At 41.3% G+C, this 18177-nt stretch carries 17 protein-coding genes; 15 read left to right on the top strand and 2 right to left on the bottom strand.

Annotation, left to right across the window (positions count from 1 at the left end; genetic code table 11):
• Positions 1 to 31 precede the first annotated feature (31 nt).
• Positions 32 to 667 (bottom strand): hemolysin III family protein, encoded by a 636-nt coding sequence (locus ACGLYD_RS09195; protein WP_338656500.1) that lies wholly within the window; start codon positions 665 to 667, stop codon positions 32 to 34.
• A gap of 73 nt (positions 668 to 740) precedes the next feature.
• On the opposite strand from ACGLYD_RS09195, the gene ACGLYD_RS09190 reads away from it, so the two are divergent.
• The 13 genes from ACGLYD_RS09190 (at position 741) to ACGLYD_RS09130 (ending at position 12538) form a co-directional block, all read left to right on the top strand.
• Positions 741 to 1580 carry a DegV family protein gene (locus ACGLYD_RS09190; RefSeq protein WP_338656501.1) on the top strand — a complete coding sequence of 280 codons (840 nt, stop codon included), beginning with the start codon at positions 741 to 743 and terminating at the stop codon, positions 1578 to 1580.
• A gap of 38 nt (positions 1581 to 1618) precedes the next feature.
• Positions 1619 to 2434: a GDSL-type esterase/lipase family protein gene (locus ACGLYD_RS09185; RefSeq protein WP_342538400.1), complete on the top strand. Its 816-nt coding sequence runs from the start codon at positions 1619 to 1621 to the stop codon at positions 2432 to 2434.
• An 11-nt stretch (positions 2435 to 2445) separates the two neighbouring features.
• Positions 2446 to 3021 carry a YpmS family protein gene (locus ACGLYD_RS09180; protein ID WP_067209763.1) on the top strand — a complete coding sequence of 192 codons (576 nt, stop codon included), beginning with the start codon at positions 2446 to 2448 and terminating at the stop codon, positions 3019 to 3021.
• A gap of 12 nt (positions 3022 to 3033) precedes the next feature.
• The gene (msrA, locus tag ACGLYD_RS09175) at positions 3034 to 3564 is read left to right on the top strand and encodes a peptide-methionine (S)-S-oxide reductase MsrA (protein WP_067209761.1); all 531 of its coding nucleotides are present in this window, start codon (positions 3034 to 3036) and stop codon (positions 3562 to 3564) included.
• Positions 3561 to 3980 (top strand): peptide-methionine (R)-S-oxide reductase MsrB, encoded by a 420-nt coding sequence (gene msrB, locus ACGLYD_RS09170; protein WP_067209758.1) that lies wholly within the window; start codon positions 3561 to 3563, stop codon positions 3978 to 3980. The genes msrA and msrB overlap by 4 nt, the downstream gene beginning before the upstream one ends.
• A 30-nt stretch (positions 3981 to 4010) precedes the next feature.
• On the top strand, positions 4011 to 4232 hold the full coding sequence (locus ACGLYD_RS09165; RefSeq protein ID WP_067213957.1) for a YozE family protein: 222 nt from the start codon (positions 4011 to 4013) through the stop codon (positions 4230 to 4232).
• Positions 4233 to 4313: 81 nt separating this feature from the next.
• Positions 4314 to 5018: a purine-nucleoside phosphorylase gene (gene deoD, locus ACGLYD_RS09160; protein WP_067213956.1), complete on the top strand. Its 705-nt coding sequence runs from the start codon at positions 4314 to 4316 to the stop codon at positions 5016 to 5018.
• A gap of 195 nt (positions 5019 to 5213) precedes the next feature.
• Positions 5214 to 6713, top strand: coding sequence for a S41 family peptidase (locus ACGLYD_RS09155; protein ID WP_399632551.1), 1500 nt, complete (start codon positions 5214 to 5216; stop codon positions 6711 to 6713).
• 246 nt (positions 6714 to 6959) lie between these two features.
• Positions 6960 to 7883, top strand: a complete 924-nt coding sequence (locus ACGLYD_RS09150) for a CobW family GTP-binding protein (protein ID WP_067209754.1) — start codon at positions 6960 to 6962, stop codon at positions 7881 to 7883.
• Positions 7884 to 8029: 146 nt separating this feature from the next.
• Complete coding sequence (locus ACGLYD_RS09145) at positions 8030 to 8848, top strand: CAP domain-containing protein (RefSeq protein WP_399632548.1); 819 nt, start codon at positions 8030 to 8032, stop codon at positions 8846 to 8848.
• Positions 8849 to 9021: 173 nt separating this feature from the next.
• Complete coding sequence (locus ACGLYD_RS09140; RefSeq protein ID WP_399632545.1) at positions 9022 to 10455, top strand: spore germination protein; 1434 nt, start codon at positions 9022 to 9024, stop codon at positions 10453 to 10455.
• Entirely contained in the window at positions 10452 to 11471 is a 1020-nt protein-coding gene (locus tag ACGLYD_RS09135) for a GerAB/ArcD/ProY family transporter (protein WP_399632542.1), read from the top strand. The genes ACGLYD_RS09140 and ACGLYD_RS09135 overlap by 4 nt, the downstream gene beginning before the upstream one ends.
• Positions 11468 to 12538 carry a Ger(x)C family spore germination protein gene (locus ACGLYD_RS09130; RefSeq protein ID WP_067209747.1) on the top strand — a complete coding sequence of 357 codons (1071 nt, stop codon included), beginning with the start codon at positions 11468 to 11470 and terminating at the stop codon, positions 12536 to 12538. The genes ACGLYD_RS09135 and ACGLYD_RS09130 overlap by 4 nt, the downstream gene beginning before the upstream one ends.
• A 40-nt stretch (positions 12539 to 12578) precedes the next feature.
• Here the strand turns inward: ACGLYD_RS09130 and ACGLYD_RS09125 are convergent, their stop codons facing one another.
• Positions 12579 to 13925: an MATE family efflux transporter gene (locus tag ACGLYD_RS09125; RefSeq protein WP_067209744.1), complete on the bottom strand. Its 1347-nt coding sequence runs from the start codon at positions 13923 to 13925 to the stop codon at positions 12579 to 12581.
• A gap of 118 nt (positions 13926 to 14043) precedes the next feature.
• Here ACGLYD_RS09125 and ACGLYD_RS09120 point away from each other — a divergent pair, with 118 nt between their 5' ends.
• Positions 14044 to 15120 carry an undecaprenyldiphospho-muramoylpentapeptide beta-N-acetylglucosaminyltransferase gene (locus tag ACGLYD_RS09120; RefSeq protein WP_187044959.1) on the top strand — a complete coding sequence of 359 codons (1077 nt, stop codon included), beginning with the start codon at positions 14044 to 14046 and terminating at the stop codon, positions 15118 to 15120.
• 201 nt (positions 15121 to 15321) lie between these two features.
• Positions 15322 to 18132 carry a 2-oxoglutarate dehydrogenase E1 component gene (locus tag ACGLYD_RS09115; RefSeq protein WP_399632537.1) on the top strand — a complete coding sequence of 937 codons (2811 nt, stop codon included), beginning with the start codon at positions 15322 to 15324 and terminating at the stop codon, positions 18130 to 18132.
• Positions 18133 to 18177 lie beyond the last annotated feature (45 nt).

Raw genomic sequence — 18177 nt, 5'->3', positions numbered from 1 at the left:
GCACTGGAGTCAAGACAAATAAAAAACGTCCTCATGTATATAAGAGGACGCAGAAATACATTGAGGCACTGCCCGCAATAACAAACACATGCCAAATTGCATGGTTGTACGGGATCTTTCTCCACGCATAGAAAATCGAACCAAACGTATACAATAGACCGCCTATAACGAGTAGCGCGAATCCAGCGAGTGTTAAATGGGTGTATAATGGTTTGATGGCTATTAGTATAAGCCAGCCCATAACAATGTAAAAGATAAGCGAAACAAATTCAAAACGATGAATGAAAAAAACTTTGAATAGAATACCTGCAATGGCCAGACCCCAGACGATACTGAGCAGTGTCCAGCCTAGTACTCCTTTTACAGTGACAAGGAGAAACGGCGTATAGGTTCCTGCAATCAGAATATAGATGGCTGAGTGATCCAGTATGGAAAACAAGTGTTTGAATTTTATTGGCATGCTATGCAACAGTGTGCTCATAAGGAATAAGAGAAGCATAGAAAAACCGAAAATGGTGTAGCTGACCACATGCATCGCTGTGCCATGCCGAACAGCGTCAAGTACTAAAAACACAAGGGCGGGTATACTGAGAAGTAGTGCGATACCGTGTGTGATCGCATTCCACAACTCTTCTCGTCCATTTTTAAAATCAAATGCAACAGTCATGATTTTAACCTCCTTACCTTTTACTATACTAAAATTTATTGAGAACTGCTACTAATCGAGGGGAGTGCGCATTATGAAAAAAGTCCATATCGTCACGGATTCAACTGCCGATTTAAAAGAAGAGGACATTCTAAAATATGCCCTACATGTTGTTCCACTAACCATCCAAATTGATGGCAAAACGTATATCGATGGTGTAGATATACAACCCGAAGAATTTCTAACTATGATGAGAAGTTCTGAGGAATTGCCTAAAAGCTCCCAACCGGCAGCAGGTGTTTTCAAGGAGTTATATGACAAGCTGGGTGAGGATGGCAGTGAAATCATCTCCATACATATGACTGGTGGCATGAGTGGTACTGTGAAATCTGCCCAGGCAGCCGCTGAAATGACGGATTCCAAAGTTACTGTCATTGATTCGATGTTCATCTCACATGCGTTGATGTTTCAGGTAATGGAAGCGGCGAAATTGGCCGAGCAAGGAAAGTCAGTTACTGAGATCGTTGAACGGTTGAACTCAATCCGTAATAATACAACGCTTTTCGTTGTTGTCGATTCACTTGATAATCTGGTGAAAGGCGGCCGTATCGGAAAAGGGAAAGCAATGATTGGTTCCTTGTTGAATATAAAACCGATTGCGACTTTGCAGGATGGCGTCTATACACCCGTCGCAAAAGCACGCAGTCACAAACAAGTTGTAGCCCATCTATTCAAAGTTTTCAAAGAAGAGACTGCTGGCAAGATTATTCGAGGAGTCGGCATTTCACACGCCAATGGTTTAAAAATGGGTGAACCATTGAAGAAAATGATACAAGACTCGGGCATAAAAGATGTGAAACTTACATTTACTGCTCCAATCATCAGTACGCATACTGGTGAGGGAGCGATAGGTTTTATGTATTACGCAGATTAATAAATGATTCTTTATTGAAGAAAAGGGGAACTCTACGTATGAGAAGAGTATTTCTGATTGTGGTCGCCTTCTCATTATTTTTGTCCGGCTGTCAACAAACGCTAATCGAAAAAACAGGTGCATTTTCTGATCGACAAGAGATTGCATTTACTGAGTGGGCAATCCCAGGGTACTTCATTCCAAAAAATATCCATGTGATTGGTTTAGGTGATTCACTGACCCAGGGTGTCGGGGATGAGCTGAAAAAAGAAGGTTATTTTGGCCGAGTAACTAACAAGATGGATGAATGGAAAGGGGTTAAGGATGTCGATGCGGCCAATTTGGCAAAGCGGGGTCGAAGAAGTGACCAGCTCATCGACAAACTGGTAGACCCTGAAGTTCAATCTTCTGTGAAAACGGCAGATTTAATCTTTTTGACAATTGGCGGAAATGATATTATGAAAGTCGTTAAGTCCAATCTATTCAATTTGCAGACGGAACCATTTTACGTTGAACTCGGTAAGTTTGAAAACAGGCTCGATGAATTATTTAGTATTATCCGAGACTTGAACGGCGATGCGATCATTATTGTAGCAGGTCTTTATAATCCGTTTTCAATTGTGACGGATGAAACAAATGAATTTGAAGATATTATTACTGACTGGAATGAAGCGATTGAAGTTCGTGCCATGATGGACGGAAGGTCGTGCTTTGTACCAGTTGTAGACTTGTTCGATTCAAATACGGACATGGTGTACCACACCGATTTCTTTCATCCGAATGCAAAGGGCTATGACTCAATGGCGGAACGTTACCTTGAAAAGCTGAAAGAATGTGACTTGCAAAAATTATCGGACGGGGAATTGGAAATGTAGGAGCTGATCGCATGAATCGATGGAAAATTAGTTTTTTTGTACTTGCAGGACTTATTGCGGCAGCATTTGCAGCTGTTATAGTACTTATTGGATCTTCCGCCGAGTCGGTTCCGCTTCCTGAAATGAAAGTTTCGAATCAAGCGGACCATGTTTTAACAGTGAGGGCGACAAAAGAAGATTTTGAAGGTATTGCAAACACATTTATACGAAAAGCAGTAAAAGGTGAGCCGCTTCCGGTTACGATGAAAGTTGAAGATGATGTGGTCTTGTTTTCAGAAATGACGGTGTTTTCCTATACATTGCCGGTTATTATGCATTTTGACCCAATTGTTAGAGAAGACGGTAATCTAATATTAAAACAATCGTCGATGGAAATCGGACAATTGAACATCCCGCCTGCGACTGTTTTAAAAGTACTAAGGGATTCTGTGAAGCTTCCCCCTTGGATGATTGTTCGTCCTAAGGAGGAAGAACTGTTCATCGATCTCTCTGCAATCCCGTTATCAGGTGATTTACAAGTAAAAGCAAAAACATTTAACTTGGCGGATGATGAGATTATCTTGGAAATTATAATTCCAAAAGAATAGGGAGGTTTTACAATGGCGAAAGCATTGGCCACATTTGCAGGAGGTTGTTTTTGGTGTATGGTGAAACCGTTTGACCGATATGAAGGTGTCCATTCAGTCATTTCTGGCTATACGGGCGGCGATGTCGAAAATCCGTCTTATGAACTGGTTTGTACGAATGCGACCGGTCATCGTGAAGCAATTCAAATTACTTTTGAAGATGAAGTTATTTCTTATCGCGAACTGATTGACATCTTTTGGAGACAGATTGACCCAACTGATTCGGGTGGCCAGTTTTTTGACCGGGGTGAATCCTATCAGACAGCCATTTTTTATCATACACCTGAACAACTACAACTCGCTGAGCAAACAAAGGCTGAACTAGATGCTTCTGGGAAGTTTGACAAACCCATCGCAACGGATATTATACCTGCGAAGCCATTTTACGCGGCTGAAGAAGGACATCAAGATTATTACATGAAAAACCCGACACATTATAATAGATATGCAACTGGCTCTGGCCGTGAACGATTCAAATCTGACAACTGGGGTGAAGAATCATGACAGAAGAATTGAAGAAGAAATTAACTGAAATACAGTACCACGTCACACAGGAAAATGGGACTGAACCACCGTTTCGAAATGAATTTGACAGCCATTATGAAGATGGGATTTATGTCGATATCGTTTCAGGAAAACCACTTTTTAGTTCAAAAGATAAATATGATGCTGGTTGTGGATGGCCAAGCTTTACGAAACCGATTGAATCAATGGAAGTAATAGAAAAAACAGACATAACCCACGGCATGAAACGAGTAGAAGTGCGCAGTAAAACCGCGGATTCACATCTCGGTCATGTATTTCCGGATGGACCGGGTGAAGACGGATTGCGTTATTGCATAAATTCAGCTGCACTCCGCTTTGTATCCATTGACAACCTTGAAAAAGAAGGCTTCGGAGAGTACTCGAAACTATTTTAATTGATTGAAGCTGAGAAGGGAGATGAACGGATGGATCGGTCCTTTTATCGATTCGCCCTATCCTTCCGTGGTGGGGCGATGGATGATTTAAAATCAACGTTTGCGGAATATATGTTTAAGGATTCGAGTTTTCCAAAAGAAGAAAAATCTTTTGACCCATTATCGCGATATATCGAAGAAAAGGCGGATGCTAAAATGCCATCCGTCGTTTTCGATGAATTGTTTCTATTATATGAAGAGAGATTTTTATAAGTTGCACCTGCATCTTCTTTGCATAATGGATTAGTTGAATGTATGATTAAAAAAGAAAATTTGAAAGCGAGGCTATTTAGTATGAGTATACATATCAATGCAAAAAAAGGTGACATCGCGGATACGATTTTACTTCCAGGCGACCCGCTTCGTGCAAAATACATTGCCGAAACATTTCTGGAAGATGTAACACTATATAACGAAGTCCGGAATATGTTCGGCTATACGGGAACATACAAAGGAAAACGAATTTCTGTTCAAGGGACAGGTATGGGTGTTCCATCCATTTCTATTTATGTAACGGAATTGATGCAAGAATACGACGTGCAAAAACTAATCCGTGTCGGAACTTGTGGTGCGATTCAGAAAGACGTTCATGTACGTGACGTTATTCTCGCACAAAGTGCTTCGACCGATTCTAAAATGAACGAAATCATATTCAATGGTATCAGCTATGCACCGACTGCAAACTTCGATCTTCTTTTGAAATCGTATAATGCTGGGCTTAAAAAGGGGCTTGATTTGAAGGTCGGAAATGTATTTACAGAAGACGTTTTCTATAATGAATATGCACAACATGAAAAATGGGCTCAGTATGGCGTCCTAGCTGTTGAAATGGAAGCTGCAGCTTTGTATACACTTGCTGCGAAATTTGGCCGCCAAGCACTGGCAATTCTTACTGTGAGCGATCACCTCTTAACAGGTGAGGCGACATCATCAGAAGAGCGCCAAACAACATTCAACGACATGATTGAAGTGGCGCTCGAAGCAGCAATTCAGGAATAAGCGTGAAGTAGGACCGCCCACTATACAGCGGTCCTTTTTTAGCAGGTAAGAAAGTATACGTTTTTTTGACTTAGAATAGTATCTAGCTCCAGGCGTTAGCCGCTCGGAGGTCCATAGGATGTTGGGCCACTAAGCCATTACTGCTGGATAAGATTGAATTGAATTTTGTATTAATAGTAGAGAGTGGGGAATGGGATGGAAGAGAATAATGGCCACAGACAAGAAATTGAACCAAATAGTCAACCGCCGGCAAACCGATATATAAAATTAAAACCGTTCTCTTTTGTCATGCTTGTATTCGGACTTGTACTGGCCACTGCCGCCATAACGTTTTTCGTGTTAACAACAGGTGATGATAAAGTTGTCGAAGTTGTGAGTCCACAAAAGCAATCGCTAAAGGACCGAAAAGAATTTGAAAAGTTATATAATGCCTATGATGAAATGAAAGGGAATTACTTCGAAGATATCGATGAAACAGCTGTCATCGATGGTGCCATCAATGGGATGATTGATGCACTAGGAGATCCGTATTCCGATTATTTAAATCAGAAGGAAGCTCGACAATTAAACGAGAGTATTTCGTCAAGTTTCGAAGGAATTGGTGCTGAAATTCAAGAGAAAAACGGATACATCAACGTTGTTTCTCCAATCAAAAATTCACCCGCAGAACGCGCAGGGATATTACCGAACGATACCATCATTGCGGTCGATGGTGAAAGTATACAGGGAATGTCATCATCAGAAGCGGTTCTTCTAATTAGAGGAGAAAAAGGGACAACTGTCACTTTAAGCATTAAACGTGGAGAAGCAGTTGAGCCAGTAGACGTAAAAATCAAACGTGACGTTATACCGATTGAAACAGTCTATGCTGAAATGCTTGACGATGGAATTGCACATATTCACCTCACAAGCTTCTCGGAAGGAACATACGATGAGTTGCTTGTTGCCCTTGATGAGATGGAAGCTAAAGGAATGAAAGGGTTAGTTGTCGATGTACGCCAAAATCCAGGCGGTAGACTCGACATAGCCATCAAAATATCCGATCTGTTTTTGGAAAATGGAAAGAACATTTTCCAGTATAAAGAAAAAGGTATACAACCAGAAATTTTTACAGCCTCTGGAAAAAGAAAAATAGGAGTTCCGGTTACGCTCGTCATCGATGACGGTAGTGCCTCGGCATCAGAAATACTGGCAGGTGCGTTAAAAGAATCTGCCAATGTGCCACTTATTGGTGTGAAAACATTCGGTAAAGGAACAGTTCAATCACCTAAAAATCTTCCTGACGGCTCGAATTTAAAATTAACTACAGCAAAATGGCTGACGCCTGATGGCAATTGGGTTCATAAAGAAGGAATTAAGCCCGATATTGAAGTGCCGTATCCATCTTATGCAATGCTTCCGTTTCTTGATCCAACAATAGAAATGAAAGTGGGCATGCTTTCACCTTCCATTAAATCAGCGGAAGAAATGCTTAAAGCCGTTGGGTATGAACCAGGTGAAATTGATGGCATGTTTGATGAAAAAACAACTCAGGCTGTCAAAAAGTTGCAAAAAGATTTAGCGCTGGACACGAACGGTATTCTCTTAGGAGAAACAACTTACGGTCTGATGGAAAAACTTCGGACGAAAATTCAAGAAGACGATCCACAGCTGATGAAAGCAAAAGAAGTTCTGCTTGAAAAAGTAGGGAAATAACTAAAAAGCGTCCAGTCCTAATCCGGCCGGACGCTTTTTTAAATGTCTATACAAGCTGAACGAAGGGTGTTTCATGGGGAGCCCAGCCCTAAGATAGCGCTAATCTAGCTAGTTTTAGGGCGAGAGACACCCCCTAGCGCTGAAGCGGATTCAAGGGAATTCTTTATTTCAACCCATCTAGTCCATCGTGTTCTAATCCGATAGGATGCTATGACTTTTTCTAATAAAATGAAAAGAGGCGTACATATGATTGATGTTTACTTATTTAGTGGTTTTCTAGGAAGCGGTAAAACGTCACTGTTACTTCATACAATTGCACAATTGAAAGAACAAGGAAAAAAACCGGCTGTATTAATGAATGAATTTGGAGCATTGCCTTTCGATTCAAATACTGTAGAAGGGGGAGCTGAAGTTCCGCTTAAAGAACTGCTAGATGGATGTATCTGTTGTACAGGTTCAGAGAAAACAGAGGCACAGCTTCAGGGACTGCTTGAAGAAAACGATGATATCGATGTCATCTTAATAGAAACAACGGGTGCTGCACACCCAGTGGAAGCACTCGACGCTATTTACTCACCTTTATTCGCAGACCGGCTTAACATAAAAGGAATTGTAACGGTTGCCGATTCGAAGCGTTGGCTGGAACGCGATAAGCTATCTCCGCAAGTACGCGCTTTATTCATGGAGCAAATTCGGCATGCTCATTTACTACTGGCGAATAAAGTCGATCTTCTAACTGAAGAGGAAGTAGCGAAAGTAACATTTGAACTATCGAGTTTCAATGAATCTGCTCCAATTATACAAACGGTGGGCGCAAAAGTTGCATTCTCCTTCATTGAGAAAACCTTAAGTTCATCGAAAAAAGGGACTGATAAGCAAATCATATCAGGAAAAGGCTTACCGCTTTCTTCAAAACTCCTTACATTCACTGAGAGTGTTACTAAAGAAGATTTCGAGAATTGGGTGAAATCCCTTCCTGATACAGTTTATCGGATGAAAGGTTATGTACCTATTAGCGGTTATAAAAATCCGTTTTTATTTCAATATGCGTATGGGATGGTCAACTGGCTCCCCGAATATGTCAAGATGGAAGCCCGTATTGTAATCATCGGGGAAGGGATCGAAACGTTGAATTATAAGGCCGTCAACCCCTTTTTAGATGAAAATTAATGATAGTTGACCAGACTTATCCATTTCCATAGAATATGAGGTCCTTTGCTAGGGTATTTATTTAAGAACTGGATGAACTGGAAAAGAAACCCGATATTCTAAATCTCCCACGCGTTATGATAGATTGCGAAGGGAGGAGTAATGAGATGAAAAAATCGATTGCAGTACTCATGCTCGGTTCGGCGCTCTTACTGCCGAACAACAATAATGTAGAAGCTTCACAATTGGACAACAATGTACAGGTGCAAAAAGCACAACAGTACATTCAAAGTTACATAGGGGGGGACAAACAACCCGATATGTACAAGGTATTGCTTGAAAAAAATATTAATTTTGAGCAACTTTACAGTTTAGCGAAGTCTTATACAAAAAATACAGTGGTTGTTGACAAACAGGTAAATAAGCCAGTTACAGTCAAGCCAATCAAGAAGCCGGTGAATAAGCCAGTTACAGTCAAGCCGGTAGAAAAACCAGCTACGACTAATCCAGTACCAACACCGGAAGCAACTACACCGGTTAAGCCAGCACCGGAAAAACCTGCTGAAGTAGCACCAGTTAAACCTGTTGAAACAGCATCAGATGCATCTGTTTCTGCGATTGAAAAAGCAGTACTTGACCTTACAAATGTTGAAAGACAAAAAGCTGGTCTTCAACCGTTACAAACAGATGCGAAGTTGATGAACTCTGCACGACAAAAATCAACAGATATGGCTTCAAAAGGATACTTTTCACATACAAGCCCGACATACGGCTCACCGTTTGATCAAATGAAGTCTAATGGTATAACGTATAAATCGGCAGCGGAAAATATTGCTATGGGGCAACGTACGGCTGAGGAAGTTGTAAAAGGATGGATGGAATCGCCAGGACATAGACAAAATATCTTAACGCCTGGATTCACACACATCGGCATCGGCTATGACAAAAACGGCAACTACTGGACACAACAGTTCATTCAAAAATAAGAGAAGTTAAAAGCTATCCTCCAGACTGATACTAATTCGGTTTGGAAGATAGCTTTTTTTTTGCTATTTTTTCGTGTACATACTGTCTTAAACCGTCGTACTTATAAACGGATTTCTCCAAGTAAATGTTTAAAAGTTTTCTGGCATGCTCAAACTCTTCTTAGGAGGTGAGCATGATGGGGGACATTGTATCGACTGACAGTTTGATTTTATACATAAAAAAGGTATTTCATAATTCTTCCGATTTATATGTTGAAGAAATGGAGTGGCAGAATGGTCCAGCTGTCATTTGTTATTTCACTACAATGACTGAAGGGGCAGAAGTGAACCGACAGCTTGAACTAATCAGGAAAAGGGCAGCGGACGGACTTGCCGATTGGGGAAAAACTGCAATCTCGTCTGTTCATGCTTTTTCCGTTTCTATGCTTACCCATAGTATTAGTTCAGGTTTCGTAGCCGTTATTTTTCCTGAAACAAATTTGTTATTGCAAATCATGATGCCGAAGTTTACTGTTCGCAGCCCTAACGAACCGGAAAATGAACATGTTATCCGCGGTCCACATGAAGGATTCGTCGAAGGATTTGATGCGAATATGTCTTTGATTCGCAAACGGCTTGCGATTCCAGATCTCGTTGTCCATACACTGAGGCTCGGGAATGATACTCAAACCCTTGTTAATTATATATATATTGACTCAATAGCGGATGAAAATGTCGTTGCCGATGTGAAAAGACGATTGGAGAACATTAAGTCGGATAAAGTTATTAGTACAGGTCAAGTAGAGGATTACTTAGAAGATTCCGTTTGGTCGCCGTTTCCACAATTTCTCAATACGGAACGACCTGATCGTGTTGTTGCAAATTTGCTGGAAGGGAAAATAGCGATTTTTACGAACAATTCTCCAACCGCACTGATAGCACCGGTCAATTTTTTTTCCTTTTATGAGTCTCCAGATGATTATAATGCACGTGTTCTAGTGGGTTCATTTTATCGGATTCTCCGCATATTAAGTTTTGTGACGGCCATTTTTTTACCTGCATTTTATATAGCGGTCATCGGTTTTCATTCTGAAATCATTCCACTGGAATTAGGTAAACAAGTGAAGCTAGCGGTGAATGCAATTCCGTATCGACCTATTTTTGAAGCGCTCATTCTAGAATTGTTTATCGAGCTCATACGGGAGTCAGCTATCCGTCTCCCCACGCCAATTGGTCAAACGATAGGGATTGTCGGTGGTCTCGTTATTGGTAATGCAATTGTTGATGCCGGTCTCGTATCGAATTTCATGGTGATCGTCGTGGCGATGACAGCCATTTCGAGTTTTGTCATTCCCTCTTGGGAAATGAATATGACAATCCGAATTATTCGTTTTCCATTTATGCTTGCTGCTTCGCTGTTCGGCTTCTTCGGCATAGCAATTGGTACACTTGTGCTTTTCATCCATCTGATGAATGTATCATCATTGAAACAGCCCTATTTTACGCCTATCGTTCCTTTTGATCCGTCGAAATTTAAAGATGTTTTCTTCAGGTCACCATATGTTCGTTTTAAAAAACAACAGAAATCGTTTACGCATGGTGCAAATAAAGAAGGTGGGGACCGTTGACGTTTAAATTGTCAAGAACCCAGTTTTTTTTATTTCTGTTCGTTATACAAACAGGCACTGTTTTTCTATCCTTTCAAACGCCATTCATCAATGTAACAGGGCGTGATGCATGGCTTATTTTCATTGGAGTAGGCATTTTTCATTATGTTTTATTGCTGTTATATGAAAGGAATTATAAATACTTCACGCCAGGGCCGATTGTATCTTGGCTCTATAAAGGCTATTGGCTCCTTATCATCGTCTCCTTCATTTCTTATATAGATTATACACTTGCGGTATGGGCATTCCCTGAAACGCCCCAGATTGTCGTCATTTCAATCATGGTAGGCGTATCGTTGTATGCAAACTTAAGTCGTTCCGAAACCGTCATTAATCTAACAGTCATCCTCGTCCCGCTGATACCGATCTTTTACTTTGTCTTGTTACTCGCATGGCCTGAATTCGTATGGACGAATTTATTCCCTGTAGCTAAGATAGACGGTTCAGATTTGTTAAAAGGGATTCTCGCTTCGCAGTTTACATTCATTGGTATTGAACTATTTTTATTTTTTAGGAAGCATGTAGATAGCACACAAAAAATTAAAGGCTTACCACTGTTCATATATCAAATGCTATGGATGTTCTTTTTTTTCAGTACGGTCTTGATCACCCTTCTCTATTTCCCACTAAAGGAAATAGAAAGGATTCCTGAGCCAATCATGTATATTTTGAAATCGCAAACTTTCTCGTTTGTAGAACGGCTTGATTTATTTTTCATTTATATGTGGATGATGTGGAGTATCATCACGATATCCCTTTTTGCCTTTACTACAATGTACGTGCATCAGCTGCATGCGAAAGGTCACCGGAAAAGAAATACGATTATTTTTCATATCCTGCTCGTCATATTACCGCTGTTCTTAAATTCGAAAGAACGTGTTGATATGATTCAAGATTCACTCGTCTATTTCCATTTGTTTTTCATAATTGTTGTTCCAACTGTAGTCATACTCGTGAACAGGAGGAAAAGGAAATGAAGAGATTACTAATCCTATTGGTCTGTTCATTGTTATTAAGCGGCTGCTGGGATGAAAAACATTATAAGGATGTAACCAATGTATCTCTTTTTGGGGTTGAAGGTCAGCCGGGGAAGATCAAGGCGCAATTTGCGTTTCCAATATTTGAAGATGGGTCTATAAGTTATACAACAATCACAGGAAGTGGTGCCACTGTTCTTGACGCGAAAAACGACACGAATACGACGGAAGGGCTCGATATAGCTGAACTTCAAGTGTTGCTTATAACGGAGGAATCAGCCAAATCTGACTTATATAAGTATATCGATGCGTTATACAGAGCTCCACGCAATCGACTTAGCGCTCATTTGGCAATTGTCGAAGGGGAACTGGCTCCCTATTTTGAACAGCACGAGAGTCTAGGGAATGATATTTCAACGTATTACTCAGAACTAATCGATACGGCGGTCCGATATACATTAGTCCCGAAAGTTGATATTCAACAAGTATGTAGACTACTTTTTGAAAAAGATATATCTCTAGCACTTCCCTATATTAAAATTGGGAAAGAAAGCGGTATACCCGAAATTGCCGGTACTGCGTTGTTTAATAAAAGGGAATTTACTGGGGAAACTTTAGATAAAGAGGAATCGGTCCTTTTCAATTTACTAAGTAAGAAACAAGGCAGGTATACACGGCTTTCTTATATGTGGAAAAGTGGTAAGGCAGAGAGTCCACTTACAGTTGAGGTGATTAGAATTAATAAGGACTGGGAAATTTCAGATAACAAGATCGATGCGACCTATGAATTAAAAATTTCCGTTGAGGAATTTCCGCATGACAGTCTAGATGAAAAGAAAACAATAAAGGAAGTTGAGGATTTCTTATCAAAGGAATTAACAAAGGATTTTACTAAAGTGATTAAAAAACTACAAGCAGCTAAAAGTGATGCTATAGGGTTCGGACGACCAGTTCGTGCATTCCATCCCGCGCTTTGGGAAAAGGGGGATTGGAATGACACATTTTCCGAACTGCCCATTAGTGTCAAGGTGAAAACTGAGATTTTAAGAACCGGTATATTAAATTAGTGAAAACCCGCAATGCATACTGCATTGCGGGTTTTAGTGTTTATATAAATTTCTTTTTTTGAATATAGATTAACCGTACAGTCAGTGTAATCGCGCCAACTGTCAATCCGGCAATAAGGCCAACCCAGTAGCCATATGGTCCGAGTTCAGTAAACGTTGCCATCATATAACCAATGGGTAAACCAAGGACCCAATAGGAGACAATCGCCATGACGAATGTCATATTGACGTCCTTATAGCCTCGTAAGGCGCCTTGGACCGGAGCCTGAATTGCATCAGATAATTGGAACAGTGCAGCGTAGATGAAGAACTGAGTTGCCAATCCGATAATCTGTCCGTCTGTTGTATAAAGCGAAGCAATTGGCGCCCTGAAAACGAGAAGAATAGCAATTGACACAAAGCTAAACGCAACGGCAAGCCCGACACCAAGATAACTGTACTGTTTAGCATCGCGCATCTGTCCTGCACCGACGGCCTGACCGACAAGTATTGTCGCCCCCATCGAAATGCTTAGCGGCAACATATACAACAACGAAGTGAAGTTAAGCGCAATCTGGTGTGCGGAAATTACAGCCGTTGAATAGTTACTCATCATCAGTGTGACGGCGGAAAAGATACTTGTCTCTACAAAAATTGAAATCCCGATTGGCACACCAATGAATAAAATCACTTTCCATTTTTTAAATGAAATCTTTTCCCATCCTTTGAAAAGTGCGTATTCCTTAAAGGGCTTATGCTTCCACGCGACAGAACAAGCAATGAAGAATACGAGCCAATACGTTATACCGGATGCATATCCGGCCCCAGCTCCGCCAAGTTCAGGAAAGCCCCAATTCCCGTAAATAAGCAAATAGTTTATGAAGATGTTAATAGGGGCAGATAATAAAATGATGAACATCGAAACGCGTGTCGCTCCAAGCGCATCAAAAAATGAGCGTAGCACTGTGTAGGCAAAGAGGGGAAATAGGCCGAAACTCATTCCTGTCAAATAGTCCGCTGCTACAATGCGTACTTCAGCCTCGAGCGGCATTGCTTCTAGTATAGGTGCAACTGCGAATAGAATAATGGCAAAGACGATTGCAGCCAGTGCGACCGATACGTAAAGGCCTTGTTGAACGGAAGGTCGGACTTCCGCGTGGAGGCGTGCTCCGATGTATTGAGCGATGATCGGTGTAAGCCCCATTAAAATTCCAGCAAGCCCAGTATAAACTGGTACCCAGAAAGAAGATCCAATAGTAACTCCGGCAAGATGGTATGTATCATATCGCCCTGTCATAAGAATATCGAAGAACGTCATCATATACAGAGCGACTTGTGTAACGAGGATTGGCAAGACGATTGTTGCCAATCTGAACGGCTTTTTCTTCAGTGGAACTGCAGTTTCCAAATAAATCACCCTTTATTCTTCAATTAAACATCATTATATCATGACTCCTTTGCTATAATGGCAATGAGGTAAAGTTAAGTTACAATATATTTCTTAATATAGAAGAGGTGAATGGCCCATGAAACGGCCGGTTATATTATTGACAGGGGGCGGCACGGCGGGACACGTGTCCGTGAATGAAGCGCTTATCCCTGTGTTTAGCGAAAAAGGGTATGAAATTCATTACATTGGGTCGCATCGAGGGATTGAAAAAGAACTGATTGGCGATGGTTATCCTGAAGTTGTCTATCATCCCATTCAAAGTGGTAAACTGCGGCGCTATTTCTCTATGAAAAACTTTACAGATCCGTTCCGTGTTGGTGCGGGGGTTCTACAAGCGTTAGCGGTTATTAGGAAAGTTAAACCAGAAATAATTTTCTCCAAAGGCGGTTTTGTATCAGTGCCTGTCGTCTTGGCGGCGAAAATGGCGAAAGTACCTGTTGTCATTCACGAATCTGACGTAACGCCAGGACTTGCGAACAAAATGGCTTTACCTTTTTCAAATCATATTTTTACAGTGTTCGAACAAACACTAAATTATGTACCCGCTGGCAAAGCGACTTGCTCCGGTGCAATCATCAGACCCGAGTTGTTCAATGGCACCCGGGAAGAAGGCTTGCGCATTGCCGGCCTGTCAGGTGAGAAACCAGTCCAAATTATAATGGGCGGAAGTCAGGGTTCTTCAATACTCAACGATGCTGTTCGAAAAGATTTACCTGCCATTTTGCATGATTTCGATATTATTCATCTTTGCGGGAAAGGAAATCTAGATGAAACGCTTGAAGGTACACCCGGCTATACACAATTTGAATACGTAACAGAGGGGTTACCACATTTACTAGCGGCGTCTGATTTTGCGGTTTCTAGAGCAGGGTCAAATGCAATCTTTGAATTACTGGCATTACGTAAACCGATGCTGCTTATTCCACTTTCTGCTGCAAAAAGCAGAGGGGATCAGATTTTGAATGCCAATCATTTTAAATCGCTCGGACTCGCACATGTATTGAAAGAGGAAGATGTGGAGCTACGCCCACTATCCGAAGAATTCGCATCTTTTGTAGATGAGAAAGACAGTTTGATCGGGAATATGAAGAAAGTAGCAACACCCAAAATACCGGAAGAAATGGTTGAAATGATCCTGTCACACCGAAAATAGCTGGAAGAGACTATTCTCAGTTTTTCGGTGGGTTAATGAATGGTTGCAAGTAATGAGAATCCAGTGTATTCTTGTTGACGGTAATAAAGTTAAAGAGTTAACGCTAAACCCTTTAAGTTAAAGTGTTTGCGTGTTAAAATTAACGAGGATAAAAAAATATAAACACAATATGCCTTTTGGCAAATGTGGAGGTCATTTTACATGTCGAACAATGCTGACGCTCATCGTTCCCCCTATGCTGCTTTTTCGGGTCCGAACCTTGGGTATATAATGGAAATGTACGAACTGTTCAAAACGTCACCTGAATCTATAGATGCTGAACTTGCCGAGATGTTCAGCCGTTTTGGTGCGCCTACAATGAGCAACACAGAGCAAGACAAAGCGGTCGGGGCAGTAGCTCCTGGCGATTTCGGTAAAGTATTCTCCGCCTATCAGTTGCAAACAGCCATCCGTACATACGGACATCTTGCAGCAGATATCTATCCGCTTAGCGATCGTCCAAAAGATTCAACACGTCTTGAACTTTCCACTTATGGACTTACAGAAAGTGATTTACAAGCAATGCCAGCATCTCTTTTCTTTAAAAATGTTCCTGCAAGTGTAGAAGATGGGCTTGAAGCAGTGAATTATTTGAAGTCATTATATACAGGTAAAATCGCCTATGAGTTCGATCATGTTATTGACGAAGAAGAAAGAAACTGGATTCAATCTAAAATCGAAAACGGGAATGTTTCCGCTACACTATCTGTAGATGAGAAAAAAGCACTTCTCGAACGATTGACGAAAATTGAAGGGTTTGAAAAATTCATCCACCGGACTTTCGTCGGAGCGAAACGGTTCTCTATTGAAGGTCTTGATACATTAGTTGTCTTCCTTGACGAACTTGTTCGTCTTTCTGAAGAACAAAAAATGAAAAAAGTATTGATTGGGATGGCCCACCGTGGTCGCCTAAACGTACTTACACATATTTTAAATAAACCTTACGAAACAATGTTTGCACAATTTGCGGGTGTTCCTGAAGAACCATTCCTTCCAACAGATGGTTCACTTGAAACTACACGCGGTTGGTTCGGCGATGTGAAATACCATATGGGTGCCTTATACAAGGGGCAATCGGGCATGCAGCGTTTCCTTGCGTATAACCCATCCCATTTGGAAGTCGTCAATCCTGTTGTTACAGGACAAACAAGGGCTGCACAGGAAAATACGGATAACCCGGGTATTCCTGTACTAGAAACAGATGCTGCTTACGCAGTACTTATCCACGGGGATGCAGCATTCCCAGGACAAGGAATTGTGCCAGAATCATTCAACTATAGCCGTGTTCGTGGATTCAAAACAGGCGGTTCTATTCATGTCATCGCGAATAACATGATTGGATTCACAACTGAATATTACGATTCTAGATCAACACATTATTCTTCAGACCCTGCAAAAGGCTATGAAGTTCCAGTATTACACGTCAATGCGGATAGCCCTGAATCAGTTATCGCAGCTGCATCATTCGCATTCGAATACCGTCAAAAGTTCAGCAAGGATATTCTGATTGATCTTCTTGGCTATCGTCGTTATGGACACAATGAAATGGATGAACCTCTTGTGACGAATCCGGTTATGTACCATTCAATCCATGAACATCCAACAGTTCGTGCACTGTACGGATCTGAACTTGCATCTGAGAACATCTTGACAGAAGAAGATGTAACGAAACTGGACGCTTCAGTTTTTGCAACGATGCAAGCAGCATACGACAAAGTAAAAGAACATACTTCAGAAAAAACATTGATTTCAAACGCTACGCCTGAAGAAGTACTTGCAGGGTATCCAAGAGACCTTGAAACTGGCACGGACGAAGCTAATCTTCGCCGCATCAATGAAGAGTTACTCATATATCCTGAAAACTTCAATGTATTTGGGAAGCTTGGAAAAATCCTGAAACGTCGTGAAGATCCGTTCAACGGAAAAGGGAAAATCGATTGGGCACATGCCGAAACACTAGCATTCGGTGCAATCCTTCAAGACGGTAATCCAATCCGTATGACAGGTCAGGACGTCCAACGTGGTACATTTGCGCACCGCCACGTAGTCCTTCACGATGAAAAAACAGGTGACGAACTTGTACCACTTCACCATATTAGCGGTTCAAAAGCATCATTCGTCGCATATAACAGCCCATTGACAGAAGCTGCAATTGTCGGTTATGAATTTGGCTATAACTTAGAAGACCAAAAAGTATTATCAATTTGGGAAGCGCAATATGGAGACTTTTCGAATATGGCACAAGTAATGTTCGATCAGTTCGTCTCTTCAAGTTATTCTAAATGGGGTCAGCAATCCGGACTCGTCTTGCTATTACCGCATGCGTATGAAGGGCAAGGACCTGAACACTCAAGCGCAAGACTTGAACGTTATCTGCAACTTTGTGCGGAAAATAACTGGACGGTCGCTAACCTTTCTAGCGCGGCGAACTATTTCCATATACTTCGCAGACAAGCAAAAATGCTTGGTGATAAATCGATGCGTCCACTTGTTATTGTGTCACCCAAATCGCTTCTTCGTCACCCGCTTGTCGGTGCTGATGTCAACGATTTGACAGAAGGCCACTTCCAAACGGTGCTTGAACAACCTGGAACAGGCAAGAATACTGATAAAGTTGAGAAAATCCTATTTGCAAGTGGTAAAGTGGCGATTGATCTTGCTGAACGTGTGAAAGATGGCAAAGGCTTCGATCATCTGCATATCGTCCGTGTGGAACAGCTCTACCCGTTCCCAGCTGATAAAATTAGTGATATCATTTCTCGTTATCCAAACGCCGAAGAACTTGTTTGGGTACAAGAAGAACCGAAAAATATGGGGTCATGGCATTTTGCAAATTCTTATATCCGCGAAGTTGCGGATGGTAAGAAAGTATCCTATGTTGGACGAATTCATCGTTCAAGCCCATCAGAAGGTGACGGCGAATCTCACAAGATCGAACAAAACCGCATCCTAGATGAGGCATTGAAGAAGTAAGCCTTATTTAGTTTAATTTAATCAACATATGAAATATTGATTGTT

This window comes from Sporosarcina sp. SG10008, from assembly GCF_044569405.1.
GTDB classification, from domain to species: Bacteria; Bacillota; Bacilli; order Bacillales_A; family Planococcaceae; genus Sporosarcina; species Sporosarcina psychrophila.
The sequence above is the reverse complement of the archived record's forward strand: the minus strand, read 5'-3'. Positions and strand labels throughout refer to the sequence as shown.

Coding starts and splice junctions, on each gene's coding strand:
- ACGLYD_RS09195 (WP_338656500.1), bottom strand. CDS start 667: ATGACTGTTGCATTTGATTTTAAAAATGGACGAGAAGAGTTGTGGAAT.
- ACGLYD_RS09190 (WP_338656501.1), top strand. CDS start 741: ATGAAAAAAGTCCATATCGTCACGGATTCAACTGCCGATTTAAAAGAA.
- ACGLYD_RS09185 (WP_342538400.1), top strand. CDS start 1,619: ATGAGAAGAGTATTTCTGATTGTGGTCGCCTTCTCATTATTTTTGTCC.
- ACGLYD_RS09180 (WP_067209763.1), top strand. CDS start 2,446: ATGAATCGATGGAAAATTAGTTTTTTTGTACTTGCAGGACTTATTGCG.
- msrA (WP_067209761.1), top strand. CDS start 3,034: ATGGCGAAAGCATTGGCCACATTTGCAGGAGGTTGTTTTTGGTGTATG.
- msrB (WP_067209758.1), top strand. CDS start 3,561: ATGACAGAAGAATTGAAGAAGAAATTAACTGAAATACAGTACCACGTC.
- ACGLYD_RS09165 (WP_067213957.1), top strand. CDS start 4,011: ATGGATCGGTCCTTTTATCGATTCGCCCTATCCTTCCGTGGTGGGGCG.
- deoD (WP_067213956.1), top strand. CDS start 4,314: ATGAGTATACATATCAATGCAAAAAAAGGTGACATCGCGGATACGATT.
- ACGLYD_RS09155 (WP_399632551.1), top strand. CDS start 5,214: ATGGAAGAGAATAATGGCCACAGACAAGAAATTGAACCAAATAGTCAA.
- ACGLYD_RS09150 (WP_067209754.1), top strand. CDS start 6,960: ATGATTGATGTTTACTTATTTAGTGGTTTTCTAGGAAGCGGTAAAACG.
- ACGLYD_RS09145 (WP_399632548.1), top strand. CDS start 8,030: ATGAAAAAATCGATTGCAGTACTCATGCTCGGTTCGGCGCTCTTACTG.
- ACGLYD_RS09140 (WP_399632545.1), top strand. CDS start 9,022: ATGATGGGGGACATTGTATCGACTGACAGTTTGATTTTATACATAAAA.
- ACGLYD_RS09130 (WP_067209747.1), top strand. CDS start 11,468: ATGAAGAGATTACTAATCCTATTGGTCTGTTCATTGTTATTAAGCGGC.
- ACGLYD_RS09120 (WP_187044959.1), top strand. CDS start 14,044: ATGAAACGGCCGGTTATATTATTGACAGGGGGCGGCACGGCGGGACAC.
- ACGLYD_RS09115 (WP_399632537.1), top strand. CDS start 15,322: ATGTCGAACAATGCTGACGCTCATCGTTCCCCCTATGCTGCTTTTTCG.